Below are 24847 nucleotides of genomic sequence, written 5' to 3' on the forward strand. Positions count from 1 at the left end.
TCTTCAACTTGTATGTTAATTCAACATCTGTTGTGGTAGCCACAAGATCAATGATGGGAACGCAATAAACAGCGCCACCGTCAGGACGTCGGCGATAAAGAAAGGCCCGATACCGCGGAAAACATCCGCCAGCGGTATGTCTGGTCTCACCCCGTTCACCACATAACAATTGAGCCCGATCGGCGGTGTGATCAGGCAAATTTCCACCATCTTCACCACGATGATACCAAACCAGATCGGATCATAGCCAAGACCGATGACGGCGGGATATACCACTGGAAGCGTGAGAAGCAGCATCCCGATGGCATCCATGAACATTCCCAAAATGGCATAACCCACCAGAATCAGCAGAATGATAACAGTTGGCGGGAACGGAAGGGCAAGGATCCATTCAGCAAAGGCTTCTGGCAGGCCAGAAAAACCAAGGAAGCGAACAAACACCAACACACCCCAGATGATGGAGAAGATCATCACAGTTAGCTTAGCGGTTTCAAACAGGGCTTCTTTTAAGGCCTTTGTGCGCATTCCATGGATAAGTGCCAGAATGAACACGACAAATGCGCCGAGAGCACCAGCTTCTGTTGGGGTCGCCCAGCCGCCATAAATGGCGCTGAAAATAATGCCGATCACCGCAACAATTGGAAGTGTTCCCGGTAAAGACTTGAAGCGCTCCGCCATTGTAAAGCCACGAACCGGAGGGCCCAACTTAGGGTTCACACCAGCGCGGCCCATAATGATTAGGGCGTAAATCAACGCGGACACAATCCCGGGGATGAAGCCCGCCAGAAGCAAGGCACCCACAGATTGCTCCACAATAATGGCGTAGATCACCAAAATTGCACTTGGCGGAATAAGAGAGGCGAGCGTACCACCGGCAGCAACAACACCAGCTGCCAGTCGTTTATCATATCCAGCAGCCAACATTTCCGGAATGGCAACACGGCTAAAAACGGCTGCAGTGGCTGTACTCGCTCCTGACACGGCAGCGAAACCAGCTGCGGCAAAAACGGACGCAACGGCAAGACCACCCGGGACCCAACCAAACCATTTTTTCGCGGCATCGAAAGCCTTTGTGGTGATACCTGCATGGAAGGCGAGATACCCGATCAGGATAAACATGGGCAGAACACTTAAAGAATAAAGTGTTGATTTGGAGTGCGGGATGGTTCCCACAATACCCGTGCCAGCATCCCATCCAATAATGGATACGATGCCAATCATTCCGACAATGGTGGCTGCTACATATACACGAACGCCCAGAAATACCATGAGCATCAGGGCGCCCATACCGATAATGCCAGTTGTAAGCGGATCAAGTTCCATTACGCGTCTCCTCCGCTTTTTCTGTTCTGGCGGTATGTTTCATCAAATTTTGCTTCCGCAGCAACTTCTTCACCCAAGGCGTCCGCAATTTCATGACGGGCTTGTTCTTCAACATCTTCGATCACGGGTACCGCCACAACGGGCGCTCCTGGGAAGATGAAAAGACGGGTGAAACCGGCAACCTGAATGGCAAAGCGAATCCAGAGAACACAGAACGCAGCAGGAATGATGAGCTTAGCCGGCCAGATCGGCAGCTGAATATCAATGGTAGAGTCGCCAAACTCCCAGGCACGAAGGAAGTGCAGCCAGCTTTTGTCAATCAGGACCGTGATAACGAAAAGGCCGATCAATGTGGCAATGGCTTCAAAGAAATAAAGGGTCCTGCCATTAAACTTGGCCATAAACAGGTCCATCCGCACATGACCGCCGAGCCGCTGACAATAGGCGATGCCGAAGAAGGCAAAAACCACCATGCTTTGTTCGATAAAATCGATATATCCGGGAACCGGCATATTTAGAAGTTTCCTTCCAAATACCTGGGCGACGCCCAGAAACATAACGGCAAAAATAGCGAATGCGGAAATGCCGTTGAGGAAGTTTTCGATCTTGCTGTACCAGTGATCGAATACGGCAAGTGCCCCTTGGGGTGGTGATTGCGACGGTGCGGAATGCGTAATCATTTTCAATACCTTAACATGTGGATATTAATCCGATGATCCACCGATTATTCTTATTGTTATTAGGTGGATTAATATCAAAAAAGCCGACTATCTGTGTGGATAGTCGGCTTTCCCGTGTCAAACAGATGTTACTGTTTCGCAGTTGCCATAATCAGGTCGAGGAGTTCCTGTGCAGGAAGACCTTTGTCTGACATTTCCTTGATCCAGTCATCCCAAACGGGCTTCGCGCCTACTTTACGGAATTCAGCAAGTTCAGCATCGCTGTACTCGACAGCTGTCAGGCCTTTTTCCTTCATCATTGGAAGGTTCTTGGCGTCCGCTTTTTCATACGCAGAAATCAGAGCGTCATAAGCTGGTGCTTTGGCATCCAGCAAGAGTTGACGATACTGTTCAGGCAGAGATTGCCATGCAGGCAGGTTGACGACAACCGGGCAGTTCAGCGCGCCTGGTGACAGGTTTGCAGTGTACCAGTTGCCAACGTCAGTAAGTTTGTAGGCTACGTGCGCGTAGGTGAACGGGAAGGATGCCGCCTCAACTGTGCCACGCTCCAGTGCAGTGTAGGTTTCAGCAGCAACGGTTGTTGTTGGGATTGCACCGATTTTAGCCATGGCTTTACCAATACCACCGGCAGCGCGAACACGTTTGCCTTTCCAGTCAGCCAGCGTTTTTGGTGGCGTGCCGACACCTGTAAATTCATACTGAGGCAACAGAGAGCTCATCAGAAGATATGCCTGCCAGCGCGCCAAGTCTTTTTGAACAGCTGGATGCTGATAGTAAGTGTCATGAACTTTGGCCTGAACGGTCAGGTTCGGGAATGGCAGGAATGGAAGATCCAGACCAGTCAATGTCGGGTTCTTCGCTGGGTGATAAGCGGAGCAGAACATTGCCATCTGGAAAGCGCCAAGCGTAATACCGTCCAGATTTTCTTTCGCTTTAGACAGTGCAGCACCATAATGGATCTTAATGTTAAACTTGCCGCCAGTACGTTCTGCAGCGATATCACGGAGGGTCTCAATACCTGCTGTGAAAGCACGCTGTTTACCCCAAACGGAAAGATTCCAGTTTACTTTTGGCCCATCCACCATTTCTGCGGCAGAGGCGCCAAAGGCAAAGCCGGCGACCGTAGCGGCTGCAGCAACGGACAGGATTGTTTTCTTGATCATTTAGCTTCTCCCTTTAAAACTGTTGCGAAACTGAATTGTATTTTTATCGTTGAGCACAGTTGAAAAAAATAAAGCATGGTTTATCTGGCATTTCAACAAGTTGTTCAGCAAAGCGCTAAATACATGCTCCTCAGGCGAGCAAATAATTGCCTGACACATTCAGGAGGAGAAGTGGTCGCGTGTTAATCCTCGCGCCTATAAGGAATCGAATTTATGCCATCGCGCCCGTCACTCATCATTGTTGGACATGGTTCCTCCACAAGCTCTGCAGCCGAAGAAGCGGCAAATGAACATGCGATTACCCTGCGTCAAAGTCGTCGCTTTGGATCCGTGCTCACTCATTTCATTCAGAAAGGAAAGGGTCTACCACCTTTACCAGACGGAGAAGTGTTTATCCTGCCCTTTTTTATGAGTGATGGTTTTTTTGTGAACCGGAAAATACCCGAGTTATTTGATCTTGTCGGCGGTGAGAGACGCTCAGCCAGGCAGCATATTACACTATGTGATGCCATTGGTATGGATCCGGAACTCGCAGACATTATTGATGGATGTGCAGCAGAGGTTCGTCAGCGCCACCGAATATTTACAAAAGATCTCGGACTGCTTCTTGTCGCCCATGGGTCAACGAAAAATAGTGCTTCCCGAGACGCCGCTGTAAAGCAGCAGCAAGCTGTACAAACGAGAAACATTGCAGATTGCGTGGAGGTGGCCTTCCTGGAGGAGCCTCCCTCCATTGAAGAGTGCCTTGTTCGATTGGGGAAAACTTACAAACATATCGTGATGATTGGTCTTTTCTCAGCGAACGGGCCCCACGCCACGGAAGATGTTGCAGAAGCGATATGCCGTTTTGAGAGGAAAATAGGCTCAAACGATACCGCCAGACCCGCGTTATATTATCAAGGAGCTATCGGTGTGAGGCCTGAAATTGTTCGCCTGATCCAAAATAGCATTAGTCGCAAGGCAGCAGCGGTCGGGTGATTTGTCCCACACGATCTCGCAAAAACTTGGAGAAAATAATAGAATTGATTGAGATTCCTGCAATTCTTCTGTATTGGAGAGGGCAGTTTAATGAATGAGGTCCGCACCGGATGAATGATCGCAAGCAGCAAAAATCTGTTCGTAAAAATATTACGGCAACCGTAAAGTTCTTTGATGAGGCTAAAGGCTTCGGGTTTGTATCCCCGGCTGATGGCTCCCCAGATGCATTTATTCATATTTCTGTTTTGCAAAACACTTCCTACACTGAACTTGCAGAGGGAATGAAAATTGTCTGTGATCTGGTTGCTGGTGATCGCGGACCACAGGTTTCTGCGGTTTACGAGCCAGAAGAGGGTGAAGTTGCTTCTGCGCCGGGACAGGATACAGAAATTGAAGGTGTGGTTACCACTTACGTTCCAGAACATCGCTATGGTTTGATTACGCCTGATAATGGCGGGAAGGAAGTTTTCTTCCACACAAACATGTTGGAGCGATCCGAAGTGGATATGGAAAACTTTGGTATGGATGCCAAAGTGAAATGCGTTGTTCGTATGGGAATCAAAGGCCCTATCGCTGACAGTTTGGAAGTATTGGAATAGGGACTAGAAGATGACACGTTCAGAAGCACTTCGCATTCAACGCTACCTTCGTGAGAAGTTTGAAAATGACGACTTCGTTGTCAGAGAACGCCGCCCGTCTGACGGAAGCGCGGAAGTTCTGCTTGATGATGAATTTATTGGCGTTGTCTACCGCGACGAAGAAGATGGGGATGTTTCATTCGCGTTTCATATGACAATTCTGGATATGGATCTTCCAGAAACGTCTTAGTAGACAAAACCTATTTTCGACATATTCGAGAAATAGAATGAAGGCATGATGAGAAACTTACATCGTGCCTTTTTTATTGTCTTGCTTTTTGTTGCTGCTATTCAAGCACCTGCAATGGCTATGGAGATGCTTGAACTTCGTATTGAAGGTGCGGAGGGACAGGCGTTTAGCGGGGATTGCGTGTTCCAGCAGAAACTGGGCCCTGCCAAGAGGCAGCGTATTTCCGGATCGTCCCCGACACGGATCCTGTTTCCTGCAAAAACCCTACAATGTAATATCCAAAAATCGAAAATCGATGGGTTTTTTAAAGTAACAATCTCACGGGGAAATACGGTAGAGATTATCCAAAATAGTCGATACCCCTTCAAATGGATACTTGTGCAAAGCACGGGGGCATGGGGCGATGCGCGGGGCAGTACCCACGCTGCCAGGCCCACTTTCCGTTAACTTTTTGTTAAGATATGCCCGGCGAAACTCGGGGGCAGCTAGTCTATAGTATATGATCTTATAAATTTCACGATTGTGCGTAAAAGTTGCCTTGTTCGGGGTGTAATCAATGAAGAGTGTAATGGCGTATGTAAAATGCAACAAATTTATCACTCTATGTTGATTAATGACATTTTCACATTACTTTGCTCTGACACAAGTAATTGTGTAATCTATTAATGTAAAGTTGTGGAATTACGGTGTTGTGTGATGCGTTGAACTGTTGAAGGCGGGCATACAGCGCTATTGCTGAGTGGCCAATTGGGCTTAATTTCCTACCGTTTGCTAGGGGAGAGATATGAAAAAACTGATTACTGTAGCTGTGCTTGGGGCAGCGTCTGTGACATTGGCGGCTTGTGGTGGCAAGCTGGGTGAAGCCGAAATGATGAGTGCATCCGGCTCTGCATTTAGCAAAGCGCTATACAATGACTATATTGCACTCTCCAAAGGTGAATATGGCGAAGGTGACTACACTGATTCTGACCGTTTTGCTGAAAAAGCAATGATGGCAGCATCCGGTAAAGAGGTAGGTCCTTACAATCCAGGTGAGTGGCAGATCCCTTCAAACCGCGAAGCTGTAATGCGCGGTGCATATGATCGTTTGACTGCAGCACTTAACGGCACAGCTAAAGACAAAGCAACTGTTCAGCTTGCTCGCGCTCAAACCAGCTTTGATTGCTGGGTGCAGGAGCAGGAAGAAAACTTCCAGCCAGATCACATCGCAGCTTGTCGCGACGCTTTCATCGCAGCAATGGCAGATGTTGATAAAATGACAATGGTTGCCAAACCAGCACCAGCACCGGCACCAGCACCGAAAGCGATGGTAGCTAAGCCAAAAACTTGGAGCATTCTGTTCCACTTTGACAGCGTGAAAATGCTGCCAGGTACAAATGCGAAAATTAAAGAAGCTATCGCATATGTTGGTAACTTTAAGCGTCCTCGCGTAACAATTGCTGGTTACACAGATACTTCCGGTTCCAAGAAGTACAACGCGGCTCTTTCCGAGCGTCGCTCTGAAGAACTGGCTCTGACTGCTATGGATATGGGTCTGGATCCAAAAAATGTTGTCATGCGCAGTTACGGTGAAGACAAACTTGCTGAACAAACAGCTGATGGCGTGAAAAACCAGGCGAACCGCCGCGCGACAATCACAGTTGAAAGCAAATAATTGATTTGGTTAAGGCAGGGAAACTCCCTGCCTTTTCTTTTTGTTGAGTGATGAACATGATGAAATCTATCGGAACTGTTATTGGGATCTCTGCGCTTCTCGCTATCTTGGCGGCCTGCTCTCCAGAAGTAGGAAGTAAAGAGTGGTGCGAAGATATCAAAGCAAGAGATAAAACAGATATTACAGCGCAAGAAGCCGCAGATTTTGCGAAACATTGCGTATTTTAGGCACGCAGCTTAAAACTTTTTAAGCAACATGTAAGCCTAGACCAGTTTGATGGCCGCACGGAAACTTTTATATGTTTCCGTGCGGCCATTTTTCTTGAGTAGAAAATCTGATTTTTGGGTTTGAGCTTAGAAGGGGGCGGCAATTAGAAATTGTTCTTTATTGCCGGTTTCGGCTATATTCTTGTCATGTTTGTACGCCGTAAAATCGCCAGCTTAATGCCAGAGTTAAAGGCCTATGCGATCGCGCTTAGCCAGAACTTGGATGAAGCGGAGGATCTTGTTCAAGATGCCTTCCAGAAAGCGCTAGGCTCAAAAAAGACCCCTTCGAAGATTTCAGACCTGAAACCTTGGATGTTTCGGATTATTCGAAATCAGTATATTGACCAAAAGCGTAAAGAGAAAACACGTTTGGAATATTCTGAGGAAGTCATTCGTTTATATTCCGACGAACCTTCTCATACGCCAGCAATTATGGAAGAAATACTTGTAAGGCAGGCACTAACCAAGGTTACAACACAAGAACGTGAAATCTTATATCTAGTAGATGTGCTGGGCCTTAAATATGCAGAGGCTGCAATTGTTCTTGGTATCCCTAGCGGTACCGTCATGAGTAGACTAAGCCGTGCCCGCAAATCTTTGCTTGATGAGGTGGAGCAAACAAATATTACCCCGTTGCATCAGATGAGTAAGAGTAATGGCAGTGAATGAGTTTGAGTGGCAAAAACTGAACGCCTATGTGGATGGTGAATTGTCACCTGAAGAAACTAGGATGTTTATGAAGGGACTTCATGACCGCGAAGACCTGAAAGCGGAATATGAAAAACTGATACAACTGAAATCAAATTTATCTGCCCTAGCTCCTGTAGCGAAGGTGCCAGTCCAAGAGACCGCGATCGTTAGCAAACGGTTTCGGAATATTGCTGCCGCCATCGTTCTTGCCTTTGGTCTCGGCAGTTCTTTAGTGGTCTGGAACTCATTAAGTGAGACTTCATCGCCTGAAAAAATTCACGCGACTTTCTCAGAAAAAACCTATTTGCTGGACAAGTCCAGACCAGCTTTGCATGTGTCCAGTTTCACCTCTGGTGATTTTGATATTCCTGATTTGACACTGACACGGCTTCAACTCGCAGATATTCAAACCCGAGGCGAGGGGGAAAATGAGGTTATTTCCGCACATTATCGCGGGTATAGAGGGTGCCGTTTAACGCTGGTTTCCACCGCAGGAAACAAAGTTAATCCAGACGGAATTTTCCAGTTTTCCAAATCAGAAAAGTTGCTGAAAATATCTTGGAGCAGCGAACGTGCCGCCTTTACTTTGCTTGCAACTGGCATGGACAAAAACCGCTTTATGTCCATTGCAAATTACGTAAGAGATAGTATTTCGGAAAAGGAGAAAAAGCGGGAGAGCCTGAAGATCGCCATGCACGAAGCGTATAAGTCGGCCCTCCCTTGCGCGTAAAACCTATTTGGGGAAATTAGGCCTGTCCAGATTGTAGTGTTTGCTCAGGTAATCGATAACGAGAGAATAGTCAGGTTCTTCTATCGGATCCATTTCCTGTTCATCAACCATCCATTGCAAAAGTTCAATCCAGCCCTTTCGGTCCAGCCCCTGTTGGGCAACTATTCGTTCAGAATGACAGGCTGAGCAATAGATGAAAGTCTCTTCAGCACCGGGCTTATCGATCAGTACGCCATATTCTGAATCACTATCTCCACTTGCGAAAGCAGGCGACGTCATAGTTGCTGCCAATAAACCGGCAGCCGCAATTTTTTTTAACACTTAAACCACTCCATCCAAAAAAGGGAGCAGATAAACTGCTCCCAATATCATCTTATGAATACCGAACTGCCACACGGTGCATCGTGTTGTTCAGATAACCTTTCGGATTCCAGTTGATGGCATGTGGCTGCATCTCTCCTTCACTATCTGTCGCACGGGCCCAAATTTCATAGTAGCCCTTCTCAGGAAGCTTCACCTTCAAACGCCAATTTTGCCAAGCCCCGGAATTTACAGGCGCATCCAGATCCGCAGTGACCCAGGTCGTCCCGAAGTCAATGGAAACGTCCACCTGCTTGACTGTTCGGTCGCCAGACCATGCGTGGCCACGGACTTCCACTTCAGATCCTGCAACTGTTGCCCCAGTAGCAGGGGCTGTTACTAGAGACTTCACAGGCATTCTGTGAATGATTTCAAAGTCTTTTTTGTCAATTTTCTCACCTGGCTCTACTGGGCGATTAGGAACGCGATACGCCGTGCCTGTCATTTTTGGCCCGTCATGAACTATGTCGCGCAAATAGATTCGAGTCAGCCATTTCTGGGAACATGAACCCGGCCAACCCGGTACAACCAGCCGTAGAGGTGCCCCATTATTTGGATGCAGTGGCGCACCGTTCTGCTCAAAGGCAATCAGAATGTCATCCGTCATGGCTTTCTCAATTGGCATCCCACGGGACAGGGACAGTTTACCTTCCTTGCCGGAAAGATGAGTGTCCGCGCCCACATGCGCTGTGTAAATGGCCTCTTTCTTGACACCAGCGGCGTTGAGAACGTCTTTAAGACGCACTCCTGTCCATTCGGAGCAGGCTACGGCACCATAGGTCCATTGGTTGCCTTTTGCCGGTGGGTTAAAGAAGGCGCGGCCGTTGCCTCCGCATTCGATGGTCAATGCCATGGTGACAACTTCAAATTTGGATTTAAGGTCAGCAATTGACAGGGTCATTGGATTATCAACTAACCCATCAATCGTCAGCTTCCATGTTGTCGGATTCATTTCTTCAGGAGGCAAGCCATTGTTACGAATGAAATGGCGTTTCGTTGGGGTAATTGCATCGTCTAACAGATGAGGTGGTGTTTCCGCATTGACGGGGCGATCGTTCAAAAGCGTCAATCCATCTTTACCCGCAAGAATGTCTTCTTCGGCAAGAGCCACGGGTACCAACCCGGATGGAAAATTACGATGAAAGGGAATGGATGCACCAAGCAAACCTCCAAGTGTTGCAAGGCCAGCCCCTTTCAAAAAACCGCGGCGGTCATTATGTGCTACACGGCCCAAAAACACGCGATCTGCTTCAACGGGGTCTTTTTCATACAGTTCAAGTAAATTCTGATGTTTTAAATCCTGATTGTCTGACATTTTCTCTCCCTTCAATGTAAACAATAGTAGTTAGAGAAAAAACGTGTCAGCTCTGGATATTATTCCATTCTAATGAATATTTGTTTCAACCTGATTTATATGCCTAGACATGAATCTAAAAATTAGAACAGCAAAAGACGATGATGCGGCGGAGATTGCGCGGATATTAAAGCAGTCTCGCGAAGTTGCGATCCCTTACGCCCTTATTCCCTATTCGTTTGCGGAAATAGAAAATTGGGTAAGAGGGAGCTTGCTGGAGGAATGTCAGGTGTTTGTCGTTGAAGCGGAGGTGGGGAATAAAACACTGGGCGCTGTTGCCGCTCTTTCCTCCGGTTGGTTGGAGCAGCTATATGTGGATCCTGAGTATTTTGGAAAGGGTCTTGGGGCGGCGCTGATAGAGCAAGTCAAAAATCTAAGCGAGGGAAGTCTTTCGCTGCATTGTTTTGAGCAAAATACCAAAGCCCGCCAATTTTATGAAAAGCATGGGTTTAAGTTGGTTGAATATCGGGATGGCGCCGCCAATGAAGAAGGGGTGCCTGACTGCCTTTACAGATGGTCAGCCCCTAAACATTCCGATTAACGGCTGCCAGAAACCCGCCCATAACAATAAATAAAGATCCTGTGGAGCGATTGAACCACTTACCTACATTACCGCGGCTCAGCCATGGGATCATCCGGTTTGCACTGGCGGATAAAATGAGTTCCACAAGGAATTCTGTCACAGCAAAGGTGACGGCCAAGATTGCAAACTGAAGTAACTGAGGCTGCTGAGGGTCGATGAATTGAGGTAGAAAAGCTGCGAAGAAGATAATGACCTTCGGGTTGGAAAGGGCCACAAACAGGCCTTGGCTAAACAATGCCTTGGCCGGTTTAGTGTTTTCTGGATTTTGCGCTTCTACGTGTGGGGGAGGCGCGCGCCAGGTCTTAATGCCAAGATAAACAAGGTAGAGCGCACCAATAATCTTGGCGATGAAAAACGCCTGCTCGGATGCTAGTAACAAAGCCCCCATACCCGCCATGGAGATGGCCATCAAAATGACAAATCCAAACACGCCGCCGGCAATGGTTGCTGTTGAGCGCCGAACGCCGTGGGACGCACCATGAGACAGGGCCAGAAGTCCGTTTGGGCCTGGTGTGAGCGACAATCCAATGGTGGCGCCCAGATATAATAACCAGATTTCAAATGACATGATGCCGTACCTGTTTCAGAAAAGACCGGCGGAGATTAATCTGAAATTCTAATGTTGCCAATAGTTATGAATTGGTTCTGCGCCTGCGCATAGAAATGCGCCGTCCGGAGAGGGAACGGATCGTGTTTGGGGTGTCTTCTTCAAGCATGGCAAAAAGCCAGTCGATAAACGTGTTGACGATATTGCTCGTGCGCTTTTCAGACCGGCAGGCTAGATAGAAGGCATCATTGGCAGGAACAGCAAGATCAAAAGGAACAACAAGTTCACCTTTGGACAAGAGATTGCTGGCAGTTAGCGTATCCCCAAGGGCAATCCCCAACCCCAATAAAGCAGCGTCAATGGCACCGCGCGCGTCCCCCATATAGTGTTGGCGTTCAGATGCGTGAATATGTGCCTCAGCCGTTCCAAGCCATGTATGCCATTCGCGCCCTTCATCAGCATGCAGCATCACCTGATTTTTCAAATCCCGAAAATGACGGATCTGGTTTCGGTTCATATAGGTGGGGGAGGCTACTGGGAACAGATCAAAGGGGGTCCAAAGGCTGGTCCAGCAATCGAGGCGCGGTGCCTCACCATATAAAATTGATAGATCCACATTTGGAGAAAAAACCATCGCATTATCAGCTGAGGCATGAAATTCAATTTGAATATCTGGGTACTGTTCTGTGAAATGATGAAGCCGTGGCATCAACCAGAAAGAAAGTAGGGCCGGTGGGCAGGTGACAGAAAGGCGGCCGCTTGTCTGCTCACTCCCCAGCTTATTGATTGCTTCTGTGATGCCTTCAAACGCCTCTGTAACTGCAGGAAGTAGAAGCGCCCCTTGCGGTGTTAGTTTTAGGCGTTTGGCCTCTCTTTCAAAAAGCTTGATGCCTAAGGAGGCTTCCAGACTTTTTATCTGGTGGCTTATCGCGCTATGGGTCACATTGAGTTCCGCCGCCGCAGCTGTTACTGATCCCGCCCGAACGGTTGCTTCAAACGCGCGTAGTGGTTTTAAGGGCGGTAATCGACCTGACATATTAGCCTCATTTCATGTGAGAAAAATTCACATCAAACTCTATAACAATATCAATTGCTTTTTCAAACTTGATTCACAAGAATTAGCGAATGGTCTGAAATCGCAGGGATGATGAGATGGCATCTGATTGGAATGAAGATAAGCTGAAAGAGCTCCAGGAGTTATATGGGGAGAGCCATGGCGGAGAACTCCATAAACCTGAATTCCAAAAAGTGGCGAACAACATATTCTCAGAAGGCGGAACCCGTCTTGCGCCTTATTCCGGCATTCCGACATTTCTCGATGCGCCCTATCGGCAAGTAGATCCTTCTAATCCGGATATTTCTGATCTTGAGGTGGCCCTGATTGGTATCCCGATGGATCTGGGGGTTACAAACCGTCCCGGTGCGCGTTTTGGCCCGAGGGCTCTTCGCGCCATCGAACGAATAGGCCCCTATAATCATGTATTGGATTGTGCCCCCGTTCACGAGATGAAAGTGGCGGACATCGGGGATATCCCTTTTGATAGCCGTTACCGTCTTGAAAAAAGCCTCGATAACATTGAAGACTATATGAAGCGCATCGTGGAGGCGGGGGTAGTGCCATTGTCCGTTGGTGGGGACCATTCTATAACCCATCCCATTTTGAAGGCCATCGGTAAAGAGAAACCAGTTGCCCTTATCCATATTGATGCGCACTGTGATACGGGGGGATCTTTTGATGAGACAAAATTTCATCATGGGGGGCCCTTTAGAAACGCTGTTCTTGATGGTGTGTTGGATCCGACCCGCACGATCCAGATCGGTATTCGCGGGTCGGCCGAGTATCTTTGGGAGTTTTCTGAAAAATCCGGCATGACAGTTGTCCACGCGGAGGAAGTGCCGCATATGGGTATTCCCGCACTTATTCAGAAAACCAAAGACGTGATTGGTGATGGACCGGTTTATGTGACATTTGATATTGATGGGATTGATCCTTCATTTGCCCCGGGAACAGGGACACCGGAAGTAGGTGGTCTGACCACCCGCGAAGTCCTGGAGTTTTTACGGGGGCTTAAAGGGATTAATATCTGTGGCGGTGATGTGGTAGAGGTCGCCCCGCAATATGACCCTACAACCAATTCCGCCCATGTCGGGGCACAAGTTCTGTTTGAGATTTTAAGTTTGATGCACCACAACGTGCACATAAGAAAATAAGGGGAAACGCCTTTCGAGGTGCTTAATTTTTAAATTAGCCGAAAGGCTCATTTGCAGAGGAGGCAGTAATGCAAAAATTTAATAAATCACAGGTGAGCCGTCGTGCGGTCCTCGCCGCGGGTGCAGCGGGTGCTGCGGCCCTTTCCATGCCATCTATTCTTTCCGCGAACGAACGTTCCCTGAAAGTGGGTGTCTATGGAGGTTACTTTAAAAAATCTTTCGATACACATATCTTTAGCGAATTCACCGCCGCAACAGGCATTAAAGTGGAATCTGTAGCTGAACCAACAGGTGAAGCATGGCTTGTTCAATTGGAGCAGGCGGCCCGTGCGAAACGCGCACCAGCAGACGTTTCCATGATGTCACAGGTGTCCCTGCTGAAAGGTCAGACAACAAAGCTTTGGGCGCCACTTGATATGGCAAAAATCCCAAATTCATCTAACCTGCTGGATACTTTCGTCAACAAGTACCCTGATGGTAAAGTTGCCGGTATCGGTGCCGTTTCCTGGTACATCACCTTGGTATCCAATACGGAAGAAATCAAAGAAGCGCCAACATCTTGGGCGGCTATGTGGGATCCTGCCCGTAAAGACCAGCTGGGTCTTCTGGCGCTGGTCTCCAACTCCTTCCTGCTGGAAGTTACCGCGACAACTTACTTCGGTGGCACAGCCATTCTGGACACAGAAGAAGGTATCCTGAAAGTTATGGGTAAACTTGCCGAACTGAAGGACAATGTTCGTCTTTGGTACCGTGATGAAGCACAGTTTGAACAAGGCCTCAAAACTGGTGAGATTCCAATGGGTCAGTATTATCACGACGTAACCGGCCTTGCGGTTGCTGATGGTCACCCGGTGCGGTCTACCTTCCCGAAAGAAGGTGGCATTCTTGATAGTGGTAGCTGGGCAGTTTCTCGTGCCTCCAGCAAGCTGGAAGAAGCCCATGTCTTTATCAATTACATGTGTCAGCCGGATATTCAGGCGAAAATGTCCCGCAAAGTGGGAACAGCACCAACTGTGAAGCGTTCTCTGACTGATCTGACAGCAGACGAATTTGCATCTGTGTCATCAGACATTGCGCCAATTGTTCCGCGTTATGACATGTATCAGACACGGAGCGACTGGTTGAACCAGAAGTGGACTGAATTGATTGTCGGTTAATCCGTCATTTCAGTTGAATATCTCAGTTTCTTGATATAATCCCTCGCAGTCGGTTGTCCGACTGCGAGAATACTTGAAGTTTATGTGAGGCCAGAATGTCTGGATTAAGTTTGCGCGGTATTCGAAAGGAATTTGGGACTTTCGTTGCTGTAGAAAAAATTGACCTGGAAATCCCTACAGGCAGCTTTGTTTGTCTTTTGGGGCCATCTGGCTGCGGTAAAACCACATTGCTTCGGATGATCGCGGGACTTGAACAGCCAACCGAGGGCGGCATTCTGATGGATGATGCCGACATTACTGGTATCCCCACCCATAAACGCGAACTTGGGATGGTTTTCCAATCTTTGGCCCTGTTCCCGCATCTCACCGTCGCTGAAAATATTGCTTATGCGCTTCGTATCCGGAAAAGCAGCAAAGTGGAACAGGACGCGCGGGTAAAAGAGCTTCTTTCCATGATCCATCTGGATGGATATGGAGACCGGAAAGTATCACAGCTATCTGGCGGGCAACGTCAGCGTGTCGCCATTGCAAGGGCTCTGGCGTTATCACCAAAACTGTTTTTGCTGGATGAGCCGCTTTCCGCGCTGGATGCGAAACTGCGCGAAGACATGCAGGTAGAACTTCGCCAGCTGCAACAGAATTTGGGCATTACCACCATTGTTGTGACCCATGATCAACGTGAAGCCATGACCATGGCTGATATGGTTGTCGTGATGGGCGAAGGACGTATTCGTCAGGCGGCTCCGCCCATTGAAATTTACAGAAATCCTGCAGACAAGTTTGTTGCTGACTTTATTGGCGCGACGAATTTGCTTCCAATTACCCGGCACGAAAGTGGCAATGCCGCCTTTAACGGTACTGTTCTTGAAGGGGTTGCCGTCGAAACAGGTAACAACACAGCGACACTTTCGGTTCGCCCAGAAGACGTTGAACTGATCCCGGGGGCAACGGACGGCGTTGTCGGTGAGGTCGCCTTTGTTCGTGATCTTGGGGCGGTAATTGAAACCTTTGTCACTGTTGGTGGTGAAAGCGTTATGTCCTGTACAACACCCCGGAACCGTATTCCCTTAAGTGTTGGAGACAAAGTAGGTCTTCGGTTTTGTGACGAAGCGTCTGTGGTGCTGACAAAATGAGCCAAGCCACGCCGCAATCGATAAAAGACTACGGAACGATTGTCTATCCGGCTTTGATGTTGCTGGTGTTTTTTGCCATCCCCTTTGGCATCATGATTGCCGTCAGCTTTTTCCAGCGTGATCCAGCAGGTTTCTATACCGTTGATTTCGTCTGGAGCAATTATGAGAGATTCTTGAGCACCTTCTTTGCGAAGATCCTAGGCTTCTCAGTGGGATTGGCTGTTTTGGTATCTATCATATGTACGGCCATTTCTTTCCCCTTTACCTTTCTGCTGACCCGTTTGTCGCGTCCCGCACAAGTGGTGTGGTTGGTGGGGATATTGTCCGTATTGTCCCTCTCAGAGGTGATCATTGGGTTCTCCTGGTCGTCTCTTTTCTCACGAACAGCAGGATTGACAAACATTCTGGTCTCCCTTGGAATTATGGATGAGGCAGTGTCGCTTTACCCAAGTTTCGGGGCGGTGTTGACGGCCATGGTGTATCAGGCGTTGCCATACACAATTCTGGTCCTCTATCCCTCTTTGGCGCGGTTTGATCTTTCCTATGTGGAAGCCGCTAAAACAATGGGAGCATCCCCGTTTCGCGCCTTTATGAACGTTATGATCCCCATTCAGCGGAACACCATTGTGGCAACTCTGATCATGGTGTTTGTCTTTGCACTGGGCTCCTATCTGCTGCCTCAGATCCTTGGGCGTCCGTCTCATTGGACATTGTCCGTGCTGATTACGGATCAGGCCATTTACCAATCCAATATGCCATTTGCTGCCGCCATGGCTGTGTTCCTTGTCCTGATATCCTTGGCACTTATTGGCCTGACGTTGCTTGTCGGTAAGGAAGGGGGGGGGCAGAAATAATGCGCTTCTGGAACTATCTTTTCCTTTTCCTAATTGCTGGATTTTTGCTTCTGCCGCTCGTCGTTGTGTTTGGCGTGTCGCTCAATGAAAAACAGTCACTCACCTTCCCGCCAGAAGGTTTCTCGCTTGCTTGGTATGGACAGATTTTTACCGACCCTGAGTGGCGAAGCGCGCTGTTCAATTCCTTATTTCTGGCAATTGGATCAGCATTTCTGTCCATCTCTATTGCGTTGCCATTGTCCTGGTTCTTATGGCGTTGGTATGCCCCTTGGGCCAATATATTCAGGCTCTTAGGCGTAGCGCCGTTTATTCTGCCACCCGTGATCACGGCCCTTGGATTTTTGACCTTCTGGGCAACCTCCGGATTTTATGGGGAGCCTTGGACGGCCATCATCAGTCACGGTATTTTCTTCGTGACCCTGCCGTTGGTAACAACCACCCTCGGCTTTACCTCAATCGATCGGTCGGTAATTGAAGCGGCGTCGACGTTAGGGGCAAATGAGAGAACTGTTTTTAGAACGGTGATTTTCCCGCTAATTCTGCCTTATCTGATTTCAGGCTTCGCCTTCACGTTTGTGTTGTCACTTAACGAATATATTGTGGCTTATATGTCTGTTGGCTTCACGATGGAAACATTGCCGATCAAGATCTTCAACGCGCTTCGCTATGGCTATACGCCAACCATGGCGGCAGTTTCCTTCCTGTTCGTTGCTGTTGCAGCAGTGATTTTTGCGGTTGTTGCGCGATTTGGCGATCTTCCGAAATTGCTCGGAAATCATTCAGGGGCGGATAAGTAATGAAAATCGCAGGCGCCCAATTCCAACCAGCCGCCGGAGATGTTCAGGCAAATCTGGACAAGATCTGGAGCTTTGCCGAACAGGCACGGGAGCATAAAGCGCGCCTGCTGATCGTTCCTGAACTTGCAGTTCAAGGCTACGGAGCCGCAGATCAGATGGGACAGCTTGCCAATTTTGGTGGTCATAGCGCCATTAGTATCTTGCAGCAGATTAGCCGTGATACAGGTGTGGCTCTGATTGCTGGAAGTTCGGAGAAATCAGGCGTTAAGTTACATAACAGCGCGGTCTTTGTGGACGGAGACCGAGAGCCAGTCATCTATCGCAAAAGCAATCTTTATGGCCCGTATGAGAAAGGCCTGTTTAAAGATGCTGAACCCTCCACAGTAGTGTTTGAACTGGACGGCCTCTCCATCGGGATGTTGATTTGCTATGATGTGGAGTTTCCAGAAAATGTCAGGCGGCTGGCGAAGGCAGGGGTCGATTTAATTGCGGTTCCGACAGCCACACCGGAAGGGTCAAGTGGCAAATTCATTGCAGAGAAGATGCTGCCCACGCGTTCTTTTGAAAATCAGGTTTTCATTGCCTATATCAATTTTACAGGAACTGATGGGCGTTTCACCTATCAAGGCGGGGCAGGCATTCACGCGCCGGATGGTCAGACACTCGCAGAAGCTGGTAAAAATGAAGGGATCATTTTTGCTGACATAGAAACAGAAAATTACGCCCAATCTCGCGCGGAAAACACATATCTGGTTGATCTGAAGCCCGGTCAGTGATCTGGTAAGTTTTTATCCGCTATTCTTAAGAGTGGACCCAGAAACCAGAGGCATTTCATGAAGGTACTTGTAATCGGCGGCGCAACCATTGATGTCATCACCTCTATCGATACCGAAGATATCGAATGCATCACCATGCGAAATGCAACCAATTCCTTTCTTATGCTGGAACAGGGCAAAAAGGTTGAAGCCCAGCGGATTGATAATCAGGTGGGCGGCGGAGCGACCAATGCGGCGGTTGCCATGTCCCGCCTGGGAGGAGATGTTTCCGCTGTCCTAAAACTCGGCGATGACATGTATGCGACACGCGTGCTGGAACGCCTCGCCGATGAAAAAGTGGACACGCGGTATGTGGTGAAGATGCCTGGTGAGCAGACTGGTAAGTCCATCATTATCTCGTCTCATGACAAAAATGCCGGTGTGTTTGTGCATCGCGGGGCCAATACCACCCTGTCTATGGATGATGTTACGCCTGAGATGTTTGATGGCGTTGATCTTGTTTATATCTCGACACTTAGCTCCAACTCAGCAAATGCGTTTTTGCCGCTCGTAAAACTTGCCAAATCCAAGGGCTGTTTTGTGGCCTGTAATCCGGGTATCCGGCAAATTCGAAACCGGAAAGAACAGATGTTTGACGCCCTTCAATATCTGGATCTCATGGCAATAAATAAAGAAGAAGCAACAGCTTTGGCGGAAGGGATGACCTGCAGTGAAGGTTTCGGATGTCCTCACGAAGGACAATGTCCGGAACTCATCCGTCATGGCCTTGGGGATAAGGATGCCGAAGTATCCCTTGAATATCTGTCGCGTAAAATACTGGAAGCGGGCTGTCAGAACTTTACAGTGACCAACGGCGGTGAAGGGGCGTATCTGGCGTCTGGTAACCTCATCACCTTCCGTCCTTCTGTCAAAGTAGAAGTTGAATCAACCATTGGGGCCGGGGATGCCTTCAATGCAACGCTGGCTTTTTCTTTGGCTTCAGGGATGAGTGCTGCTGACGCCTTAACCCGTGCCGCCATCAATGGGGCGTCTGTTGCGGGAATGCTGGATACTCAAGGGGGGCTTCTTACCAAGGATGAGATGAGCAGAAGAGAGACAGAGCAGGCAGGCGTCAGCGCGCAGGAATTTGTAATTCAGTAATGGTGACCCCGACAGGACTCGAACCTGTTGCCTCCAGATTAGGAATCTGGCGCTCTATCCTGATGAGCTACGGGGCCACTTCGTGGAAAATAGAATCAATCCTCAGAATTTTCTAGCTGAAAATGGAGGTGTGTAATTTTTGGAGCGGTTTAGTTATCCCCGCGTCCAATAATCAGTGATGTGTTGATCCCACCAAAAGCGAAGTTGTTGCTCATGAAGTGGTTGATTTCAATGTCACGTGGACCGTCCTTGATATGATCGAGGCCCGCGCAATTTTCATCAATGTCCGTTAGATTAGCGGTTGGGGGGACCCATCCGTCATGCATGGATTTAATGGCGAGCCAAAGTTCAATTGATCCGCAGGCGCCGAGGGTATGACCGAAATAGCCTTTTAGGGTGTGAAAAGGAACTGCGCGATCAAAAAGGCCGTAAGTTGCCTGACACTCCGCCACGTCTCCTTGGGCGGTTGCGGTGCCATGTCCATTGATCAGGTCAATGTCGCTTTTGTCGATCCCACTGTCCTTCAAGGCAAGTTCCAAGGCGACCCGCATAGTGTCCGAGGAGGGTTGCGTAATGTGTTTTCCGTCAGAATTGGTGCCGAACCCAAGTATTTCTGCATGGATGGTCGCACCGCGGGCAATAGCGTGCTCCCTCTCTTCCAGAATGAGTGTTGCGCTTCCCTCTCCGATAACAAGGCCATCTCTTGCCGCATCATAGGGGCGGGGGGAAAGGTGAGGCTCATCATTTCGCTGACTGGTCGCAAACAGGGTGTCGAATACGGCGGCCATGGTCGGGCATAGCTCTTCCGCGCCGCCAGCAATCATGGCGTCCTGATGACCTGCCTTAATGGCTTCATAGGCATAACCAACCCCCATGCTTCCTGATGTACAGGCAGAAGAGGTCGGGATGATCCGGCCCGTCAGGCCAAAATGCACACCGATATTTACAGGTGCTGTGTGGCTCATCATCTGGATGTAGCTGGTTGCAGTAAGGCCGCGCGCCTGCCCGGTTTCCATCAGTCGGGCGAAGGCTTTTACAGGTGCCGTGCTGCCAAAAGAAGACCCATAAGATGTGCCAATGCGACCAGATTGAAGGAAATCCTTGTCTTCCAGAAGACCCGCGTCTTCTAATGCTTTTTCGGTGGCGGCCACCGCCATTCTGGAAACTGGCCCCATACTACGAAGGGCTTTCCGCGAGAAATGAGATGGCATTTTGAAATCTTCAACAGGACCCGCAAGGCGCGTACTCATATCCTCATAGCGTTCCCAATCCGACATGTAGCGGATACCTGTCTCACCTTTTGACATGCGGGTACGGATATCATCCCAATTGTCCCCAAGGGAGGTGACACCAGACATGCCAGTAACAACGACGCGGCGGCTCATAGCATCCCTCCGTTCACTGAAATCACCTGTCGGGTGATGTAGGAGGCTTCCTCAGAACAAAGGAAGGCAACAACACCAGCCACCTCTTCGGGAGAGCCGTATCGCTGCATTGGGATCTGATCTTTCACCATGTCCGGAAGATCCTTGGTCATTTCCGTTTCAATGACACCGGGTGCTACGCAATTGACGGTGATTTTCCGTTTGGCAAGCTCAATGGCAAGAGACTTGGCAGCCGCAATAATTCCCGCCTTTGTCGCGGCATAATTTGTTTGTCCCCGGTTGCCCGCAAGACCGGATACTGAGGACATAACCACAATTCGGCCAGGTGCCCGGCGGCGGATCATGGGCATGACAAGCGGTTTCAGGACGTTATAGAACCCTCCCAAGTTGGCATCTATCACATCATCCCAGTCTTCATCTTCAAGGGCAGGAAACGCATTATCGCGAGTAATTGCGGCATTGAGAACCGTGCCATAGTAGGCGCCATGTTCTTTCACATCCTGTTCCAGTTTTTTCCGGCATTCATCACGGTTAGCAATGTCGAAGCTGATGATGCGGCCATCACTTCCGGCTGCACGCACAGCTTGCAGTGTCTCCTGAGCGCCCGCCTCATCCCGGCCATAATGAACGACAATTTGATAGCCAGCCTCTGCAAGTCGAATGGCAATGGCTCGCCCGATCCCTTTACTTGCACCTGTGACTAAAATGGTTTCCTGCTTCATTGTATTACTGCTTTTAATCGACTGTTTTAGTTGTTTGATCCGCTTGATGATCTTGTGACAGCATTAGGCTGGGATCCGCGGGTTGATAGACGTTGATGCGACCATTTACGACGATTTTGTCATTGAGGGTAACCGTGCCATCGAAGACGGCCATTTCGCCATCATTGAAAGAGGTTTCGACTTTCACGACGGGTCGGCTGTCTAGTGGAAAATGGTCGCATTTGAGCTCAACTTTACGGCTTCCCAAAAGAAAGCCAGGTTGAACCTCTGTCCCGTTCTTTAGATCCTTCAGACCGTTAAAAGCGGCTATGGCCTGCGCGATATACTCAACGCCAATATATGCAGGCACGCCATTGCCCTCACTGAAAAAGGGTGCGTCTTCTGTAATGATCACTTCTGCAGTCAGTCCTGTCTCCGTTGAAGAGACATAGCGATCCAGCAGGATCATAGGCATGTCATGCGGGAGGATATCGCCAATGGGCCCTTTAAAGCTCATATCAAACTCCCTTTCCCATGATGATGCTCACATTGCTGCCGCCGAAAGCAAAAGAATTGCTCATCAAATAGACGGTGCCAGAAGCGGGGACCGTATCGCCTTTTTGCGCCAGATTTATGTCGGGGACATCCTCGTCCGTGCAACCGTCCCAAAGATGAGGCGGTAAAGAGACAGTATCCTCTGCATAGTGAAGGCAAAGCCAGAGAATGGCAGCTTCAACAGCCCCTGCAGCGCCGAGAGTATGCCCCGTCATTGGTTTGGTGGAACTTACCGGGATTGGTTTTTCAAACACCCGCGCAATGGCCTTCGCTTCCATGGAATCGTTAAGCTCGGTCGCCGTGCCATGCATGTTGAGATAGCTGATATCTTCCGGGTTTAGGTTCGACAGCTCAAGTGCCTGACGCATTGCACGTTCCGCGCCTTCGCCATTAGGCTCAGGGGCGCTCACATGATGGGCATCAGAACTTTCACCTGCACCAATAAAGGCAATGTCCGATTTTTCCTTTGTCATGACAAAAACCGCGATCCCTTCACCGATATTGGTGCCATTTCGGTTTGCGCTCAAAGGGTTGCAGATATCATCACTTAATGCCTGCAGGCTTCTAAAGCCACCAACTGTCATGCTGCATAAGGTGTCTGCGCCGCCCACGATAGCAGCGTCGCAAAAACCTGCATTTATCAAACGGGCCGCAGTGGAGAAGGCCTTACCACCAGAGGCACAGGCGGCAGATACCGAATATACAGGCCCTTTAATCCCATATATTTCGGCAAGGAATAGAGAAGGAGATCCTATTTCCTGTTGCCCGAAATTATAATCTGCGGGGAAGGATCCGTGTTCATGGCGATATCGCATCGCCTTTTCACTTTCTTCGATACCGGAATTGCTGGTGCCAATAATAACGGCAACACGAGAGGCGCCGTAGGTATCCACCGCTTTCTTAATTTCGTCATCTATCTGCAGTGCAACCTGATACAGATATTGGTTGTTGCGAGAGTTTAAAGAGGTGGCAACAGACGGCAGATCCGTAGAACTTTCTTTGATCATGCCGACAGTTTCCATTTGGCCAGGCGTCCAGTGGTCGCTTCGGACCATGCCGGATTGGTCACCTGCTAAAAGAGCGTTGTATGTACTTTCCTTGTCTGCTCCTAGAGGGCTGATCATCCCCATCGCGCAGAGGTAAAGCGGTCCACTCATTTGCCTCCTCCGGAAACGTTTGAAGAAATGAGAAACTGCACATTATGTATGCGGTTGAGAATTTCACTTTGTGAGGTCCAGGGATTTCCCCCTAAGCTACGGATTGTCATTATTGTCCCGTTCTTATTCTTCAGCATCCGCCCGCTATGAGTTTGTTCCAATTCTACATTAACGGGAAGTCCTTTTTTTACCTGCTCTACTGGCCAGAAAGCCAGAACAATTTGAGCAAGAATTAGTGAGCCATCAATTTCATCAGGGATCTTGTCTGATTTGGAGACCTTCAGATTTGAGGACGTCCAATCTATGTCAAAGGCCCTGCCCCCTGTCACGTCGAGAAGAGCAATTTTTACTCTTTCACGTTTTAGCTCCAAGATGGCGTTAAAATTGTGACGCTGTCCCCCTCTTGTGAGAGTTACCTGTTGCAACACAGTTTTGTCTTTTTGCGTCCAGACAGGATCAGGGAGCGTGAAAGGAAAGTCATGATCCAGATAGGTGACATGGCGAGTGTTTACTGTTGTGCTGCAGGACGCTAGCCATATCGCCATCAGCGGTATCAGTAGTACTCGTAAGGGTGAGGAGATCAATGTCATGCGTACATTTTCTCCAACAGGCGAAGGATACGGGTTGGGTTTTGAACAAGGGGACTGTCCTCTGACCAGGCATAACCGCTTAAGATTGAGACCATCATGAGTTCAATATCGGTCTTCTCTTCAGGACGGTTTAAAATAATATCCTGCAATCCTCCTTCATACCAGGATTGGACAAAAACCCTGAAAACATCAACGCCTTTCTTTAGCGGTTTGGAAAAGTCATTTTCCCAATCGGGGGACTGACCTTCAAGTTCTTTTAAGACAAGAGGCACCGCCAGTTCAGAGGATTGCAAGGCAATGGTGACACCGGAAGAGAAGATGGGATCTAGAAATTCCGCGGCATTTCCAAGAAGCGCGAAGCCTGGACCATGCAGGCTTTTAACATCGCAAGAATACCCCTTTATTTTGCCAAGTGGGCGAGTTTGAGACGCGTTTTTCAAAAGTTCCCCAAGATGTGTTTCTTGAAGATGACGCTTAAAAACTTCCTCATCTGGTAGATCTTCGTCATTTGAGTAGACAACACCTACGGAAGAGGTGCCATCGGAAAATGGAATGGTCCAATACCAGACATCTTTTTTCTTCGGATGAACGGTGATGAGGATTTTATTACGGTCAAATTCCGGGTCTGTAATCTGATCTTCCATATGGGTGAAAAGAACAGTTCTCATCGCCAGAGTAGAAGGCAACTCTAGATCTTCAAGTTTTGATAAGACCCTACCAAATCCGCTTGCATCCAGAACAAACCGCGAAGAGGTCACCATGGTGTCGCCGTCTTCTCCCACATGGGTGAGGTGACAGTCCCCCTTATTCAAATCAGAGCGGGTGACAGTACGGCCATATAAAATATCAGCCCCGGCTTTTTCAGCGTTATCCGCGAGAACCTTGTCAAATTCAGCTCTTTTTACCTGATAGGCAGTTCCCCAACCCGCGTCATACTTCTCCCGGAAATCGATATCGCGCTTTTCATCCCCCCGCTGAAATGCAGCGCCGTTTTTAAATTGAAAACCGGTCTCTATCACAGGCTGAAGAAGCCCCGCATTTTCCAGAAGGTTCAGGCAATGGGGAAGCAGGCTTTCACCAATACTGAAGCGCGGAAATGTCTCCCGCTCAAGAATAACGACAGATGCTCCCTGATCCCGAAGTTTCTTGGCGGCCAGTGCACCCGCAGGACCCGCGCCAATGATCGCCACATCATAAACAGTCTGATTTGAATTTGTTTTTCCTGTTTGCATTTG

29 protein-coding genes and 1 tRNA gene are annotated in these 24847 nt (G+C 48.8%); 16 read left to right on the top strand and 14 right to left on the bottom strand.

Annotated elements, in window-relative coordinates; genetic code table 11:
* Positions 1–15: 15 nt before the first annotated feature.
* From GUA87_RS06480 to GUA87_RS06490, 3 genes are all read right to left on the bottom strand, one after another.
* Positions 16–1323: a TRAP transporter large permease gene (locus tag GUA87_RS06480; RefSeq protein WP_193715676.1), complete on the bottom strand. Its 1308-nt coding sequence runs from the start codon at positions 1321–1323 to the stop codon at positions 16–18.
* On the bottom strand, positions 1323–2003 hold the full coding sequence (locus GUA87_RS06485; protein ID WP_193715677.1) for a TRAP transporter small permease subunit: 681 nt from the start codon (positions 2001–2003) through the stop codon (positions 1323–1325). Before GUA87_RS06485 ends, GUA87_RS06480 begins: the two co-directional genes overlap by 1 nt.
* Positions 2004–2131: 128 nt before the next feature.
* A complete protein-coding gene (locus GUA87_RS06490; RefSeq protein ID WP_193715678.1) occupies positions 2132–3166 on the bottom strand; it encodes a C4-dicarboxylate TRAP transporter substrate-binding protein in 1035 nt (344 codons plus the stop codon).
* Between the two features lie 213 nt (positions 3167–3379).
* On the opposite strand from GUA87_RS06490, the gene GUA87_RS06495 reads away from it, so the two are divergent.
* The 8 genes from GUA87_RS06495 (at position 3380) to GUA87_RS06530 (ending at position 8312) form a co-directional block, all read left to right on the top strand.
* Positions 3380–4144, top strand: a complete 765-nt coding sequence (locus tag GUA87_RS06495) for a CbiX/SirB N-terminal domain-containing protein (RefSeq protein WP_193715679.1) — start codon at positions 3380–3382, stop codon at positions 4142–4144.
* A gap of 110 nt (positions 4145–4254) precedes the next feature.
* Complete coding sequence (locus GUA87_RS06500) at positions 4255–4743, top strand: cold-shock protein (RefSeq protein WP_193715680.1); 489 nt, start codon at positions 4255–4257, stop codon at positions 4741–4743.
* A 10-nt stretch (positions 4744–4753) separates the two neighbouring features.
* Positions 4754–4972, top strand: a complete 219-nt coding sequence (locus tag GUA87_RS06505) for a DUF3126 family protein (RefSeq protein ID WP_193715681.1) — start codon at positions 4754–4756, stop codon at positions 4970–4972.
* A 45-nt stretch (positions 4973–5017) separates the two neighbouring features.
* Positions 5018–5419 carry a hypothetical protein gene (locus tag GUA87_RS06510; protein WP_193715682.1) on the top strand — a complete coding sequence of 134 codons (402 nt, stop codon included), beginning with the start codon at positions 5018–5020 and terminating at the stop codon, positions 5417–5419.
* A gap of 337 nt (positions 5420–5756) precedes the next feature.
* A complete protein-coding gene (locus GUA87_RS06515; RefSeq protein WP_193715683.1) occupies positions 5757–6626 on the top strand; it encodes an OmpA family protein in 870 nt (289 codons plus the stop codon).
* 56 nt (positions 6627–6682) lie between these two features.
* Positions 6683–6853, top strand: a complete 171-nt coding sequence (locus GUA87_RS06520; RefSeq protein WP_227711701.1) for a DUF3012 domain-containing protein — start codon at positions 6683–6685, stop codon at positions 6851–6853.
* Between the two features lie 150 nt (positions 6854–7003).
* Positions 7004–7561: an RNA polymerase sigma factor gene (locus GUA87_RS06525; protein WP_227711702.1), complete on the top strand. Its 558-nt coding sequence runs from the start codon at positions 7004–7006 to the stop codon at positions 7559–7561.
* Entirely contained in the window at positions 7548–8312 is a 765-nt protein-coding gene (locus tag GUA87_RS06530; RefSeq protein ID WP_193715684.1) for an anti-sigma factor family protein, read from the top strand. Before GUA87_RS06525 ends, GUA87_RS06530 begins: the two co-directional genes overlap by 14 nt.
* A gap of 3 nt (positions 8313–8315) precedes the next feature.
* Here GUA87_RS06530 and GUA87_RS06535 read toward each other — a convergent pair whose 3' ends face one another.
* Together GUA87_RS06535 and GUA87_RS06540 are read right to left on the bottom strand one after the other, a co-directional pair.
* Positions 8316–8591: an aldehyde dehydrogenase gene (locus GUA87_RS06535; RefSeq protein WP_193715685.1), complete on the bottom strand. Its 276-nt coding sequence runs from the start codon at positions 8589–8591 to the stop codon at positions 8316–8318.
* 94 nt (positions 8592–8685) lie between these two features.
* Complete coding sequence (locus GUA87_RS06540; protein WP_193715686.1) at positions 8686–9987, bottom strand: sulfite oxidase; 1302 nt, start codon at positions 9985–9987, stop codon at positions 8686–8688.
* Positions 9988–10096: 109 nt separating this feature from the next.
* Here GUA87_RS06540 and GUA87_RS06545 point away from each other — a divergent pair, with 109 nt between their 5' ends.
* Positions 10097–10567, top strand: a complete 471-nt coding sequence (locus GUA87_RS06545; protein ID WP_193715687.1) for a GNAT family N-acetyltransferase — start codon at positions 10097–10099, stop codon at positions 10565–10567.
* On the opposite strand, the gene GUA87_RS06550 is transcribed toward GUA87_RS06545, so the two are convergent.
* Positions 10551–11177, bottom strand: a complete 627-nt coding sequence (locus tag GUA87_RS06550; RefSeq protein WP_193715688.1) for a LysE family translocator — start codon at positions 11175–11177, stop codon at positions 10551–10553. The two genes, GUA87_RS06545 and GUA87_RS06550, sit on opposite strands and share 17 nt — an antisense overlap.
* A gap of 64 nt (positions 11178–11241) precedes the next feature.
* Positions 11242–12192, bottom strand: a complete 951-nt coding sequence (locus tag GUA87_RS06555; protein ID WP_193715689.1) for a LysR substrate-binding domain-containing protein — start codon at positions 12190–12192, stop codon at positions 11242–11244.
* 116 nt (positions 12193–12308) lie between these two features.
* Here GUA87_RS06555 and speB point away from each other — a divergent pair, with 116 nt between their 5' ends.
* The 7 genes from speB to GUA87_RS06590 all read left to right on the top strand — a co-directional run bounded on the left by speB (position 12309) and on the right by GUA87_RS06590 (position 19224).
* Positions 12309–13367 (top strand): agmatinase, encoded by a 1059-nt coding sequence (gene speB / locus GUA87_RS06560; RefSeq protein ID WP_193715690.1) that lies wholly within the window; start codon positions 12309–12311, stop codon positions 13365–13367.
* A 68-nt stretch (positions 13368–13435) separates the two neighbouring features.
* A complete protein-coding gene (locus tag GUA87_RS06565; protein ID WP_193715691.1) occupies positions 13436–14524 on the top strand; it encodes an ABC transporter substrate-binding protein in 1089 nt (362 codons plus the stop codon).
* Positions 14525–14619: 95 nt separating this feature from the next.
* Entirely contained in the window at positions 14620–15657 is a 1038-nt protein-coding gene (locus GUA87_RS06570; protein WP_193715692.1) for an ABC transporter ATP-binding protein, read from the top strand.
* Positions 15654–16511, top strand: coding sequence for an ABC transporter permease (locus GUA87_RS06575; protein WP_193715693.1), 858 nt, complete (start codon positions 15654–15656; stop codon positions 16509–16511). The genes GUA87_RS06570 and GUA87_RS06575 overlap by 4 nt, the downstream gene beginning before the upstream one ends.
* A complete protein-coding gene (locus tag GUA87_RS06580; RefSeq protein ID WP_193715694.1) occupies positions 16511–17308 on the top strand; it encodes an ABC transporter permease in 798 nt (265 codons plus the stop codon). The genes GUA87_RS06575 and GUA87_RS06580 overlap by 1 nt, the downstream gene beginning before the upstream one ends.
* Positions 17308–18084: a carbon-nitrogen hydrolase family protein gene (locus GUA87_RS06585; RefSeq protein ID WP_193715695.1), complete on the top strand. Its 777-nt coding sequence runs from the start codon at positions 17308–17310 to the stop codon at positions 18082–18084. Before GUA87_RS06580 ends, GUA87_RS06585 begins: the two co-directional genes overlap by 1 nt.
* Before the next feature lie 57 nt (positions 18085–18141).
* Positions 18142–19224: a carbohydrate kinase family protein gene (locus tag GUA87_RS06590; RefSeq protein ID WP_193715696.1), complete on the top strand. Its 1083-nt coding sequence runs from the start codon at positions 18142–18144 to the stop codon at positions 19222–19224.
* On the opposite strand, the gene GUA87_RS06595 is transcribed toward GUA87_RS06590, so the two are convergent.
* From GUA87_RS06595 to GUA87_RS06625, 7 genes are all read right to left on the bottom strand, one after another.
* Positions 19225–19301: transfer RNA gene (locus GUA87_RS06595), tRNA-Arg, on the bottom strand.
* Between the two features lie 72 nt (positions 19302–19373).
* Positions 19374–20609, bottom strand: coding sequence for a beta-ketoacyl-ACP synthase (locus tag GUA87_RS06600; RefSeq protein ID WP_193715697.1), 1236 nt, complete (start codon positions 20607–20609; stop codon positions 19374–19376).
* Positions 20606–21331: a 3-oxoacyl-ACP reductase FabG gene (fabG, locus tag GUA87_RS06605; RefSeq protein ID WP_193715698.1), complete on the bottom strand. Its 726-nt coding sequence runs from the start codon at positions 21329–21331 to the stop codon at positions 20606–20608. Before fabG ends, GUA87_RS06600 begins: the two co-directional genes overlap by 4 nt.
* A 13-nt stretch (positions 21332–21344) precedes the next feature.
* The gene (locus GUA87_RS06610) at positions 21345–21827 is read right to left on the bottom strand and encodes a 3-hydroxylacyl-ACP dehydratase (RefSeq protein ID WP_193715699.1); all 483 of its coding nucleotides are present in this window, start codon (positions 21825–21827) and stop codon (positions 21345–21347) included.
* A 1-nt stretch (position 21828) separates the two neighbouring features.
* Positions 21829–23022 carry a beta-ketoacyl-[acyl-carrier-protein] synthase family protein gene (locus GUA87_RS06615; protein ID WP_193715700.1) on the bottom strand — a complete coding sequence of 398 codons (1194 nt, stop codon included), beginning with the start codon at positions 23020–23022 and terminating at the stop codon, positions 21829–21831.
* Positions 23019–23612, bottom strand: a complete 594-nt coding sequence (locus GUA87_RS06620) for a DUF3261 domain-containing protein (protein WP_193715701.1) — start codon at positions 23610–23612, stop codon at positions 23019–23021. Before GUA87_RS06620 ends, GUA87_RS06615 begins: the two co-directional genes overlap by 4 nt.
* A complete protein-coding gene (locus GUA87_RS06625; protein ID WP_193715702.1) occupies positions 23609–24844 on the bottom strand; it encodes an NAD(P)/FAD-dependent oxidoreductase in 1236 nt (411 codons plus the stop codon). The genes GUA87_RS06620 and GUA87_RS06625 overlap by 4 nt, the downstream gene beginning before the upstream one ends.
* Positions 24845–24847 lie beyond the last annotated feature (3 nt).

It is taken from the genome of Sneathiella sp. P13V-1, from assembly GCF_015143595.1.
In the GTDB taxonomy this organism is placed as follows: Bacteria; Pseudomonadota; Alphaproteobacteria; order Sneathiellales; family Sneathiellaceae; genus Sneathiella.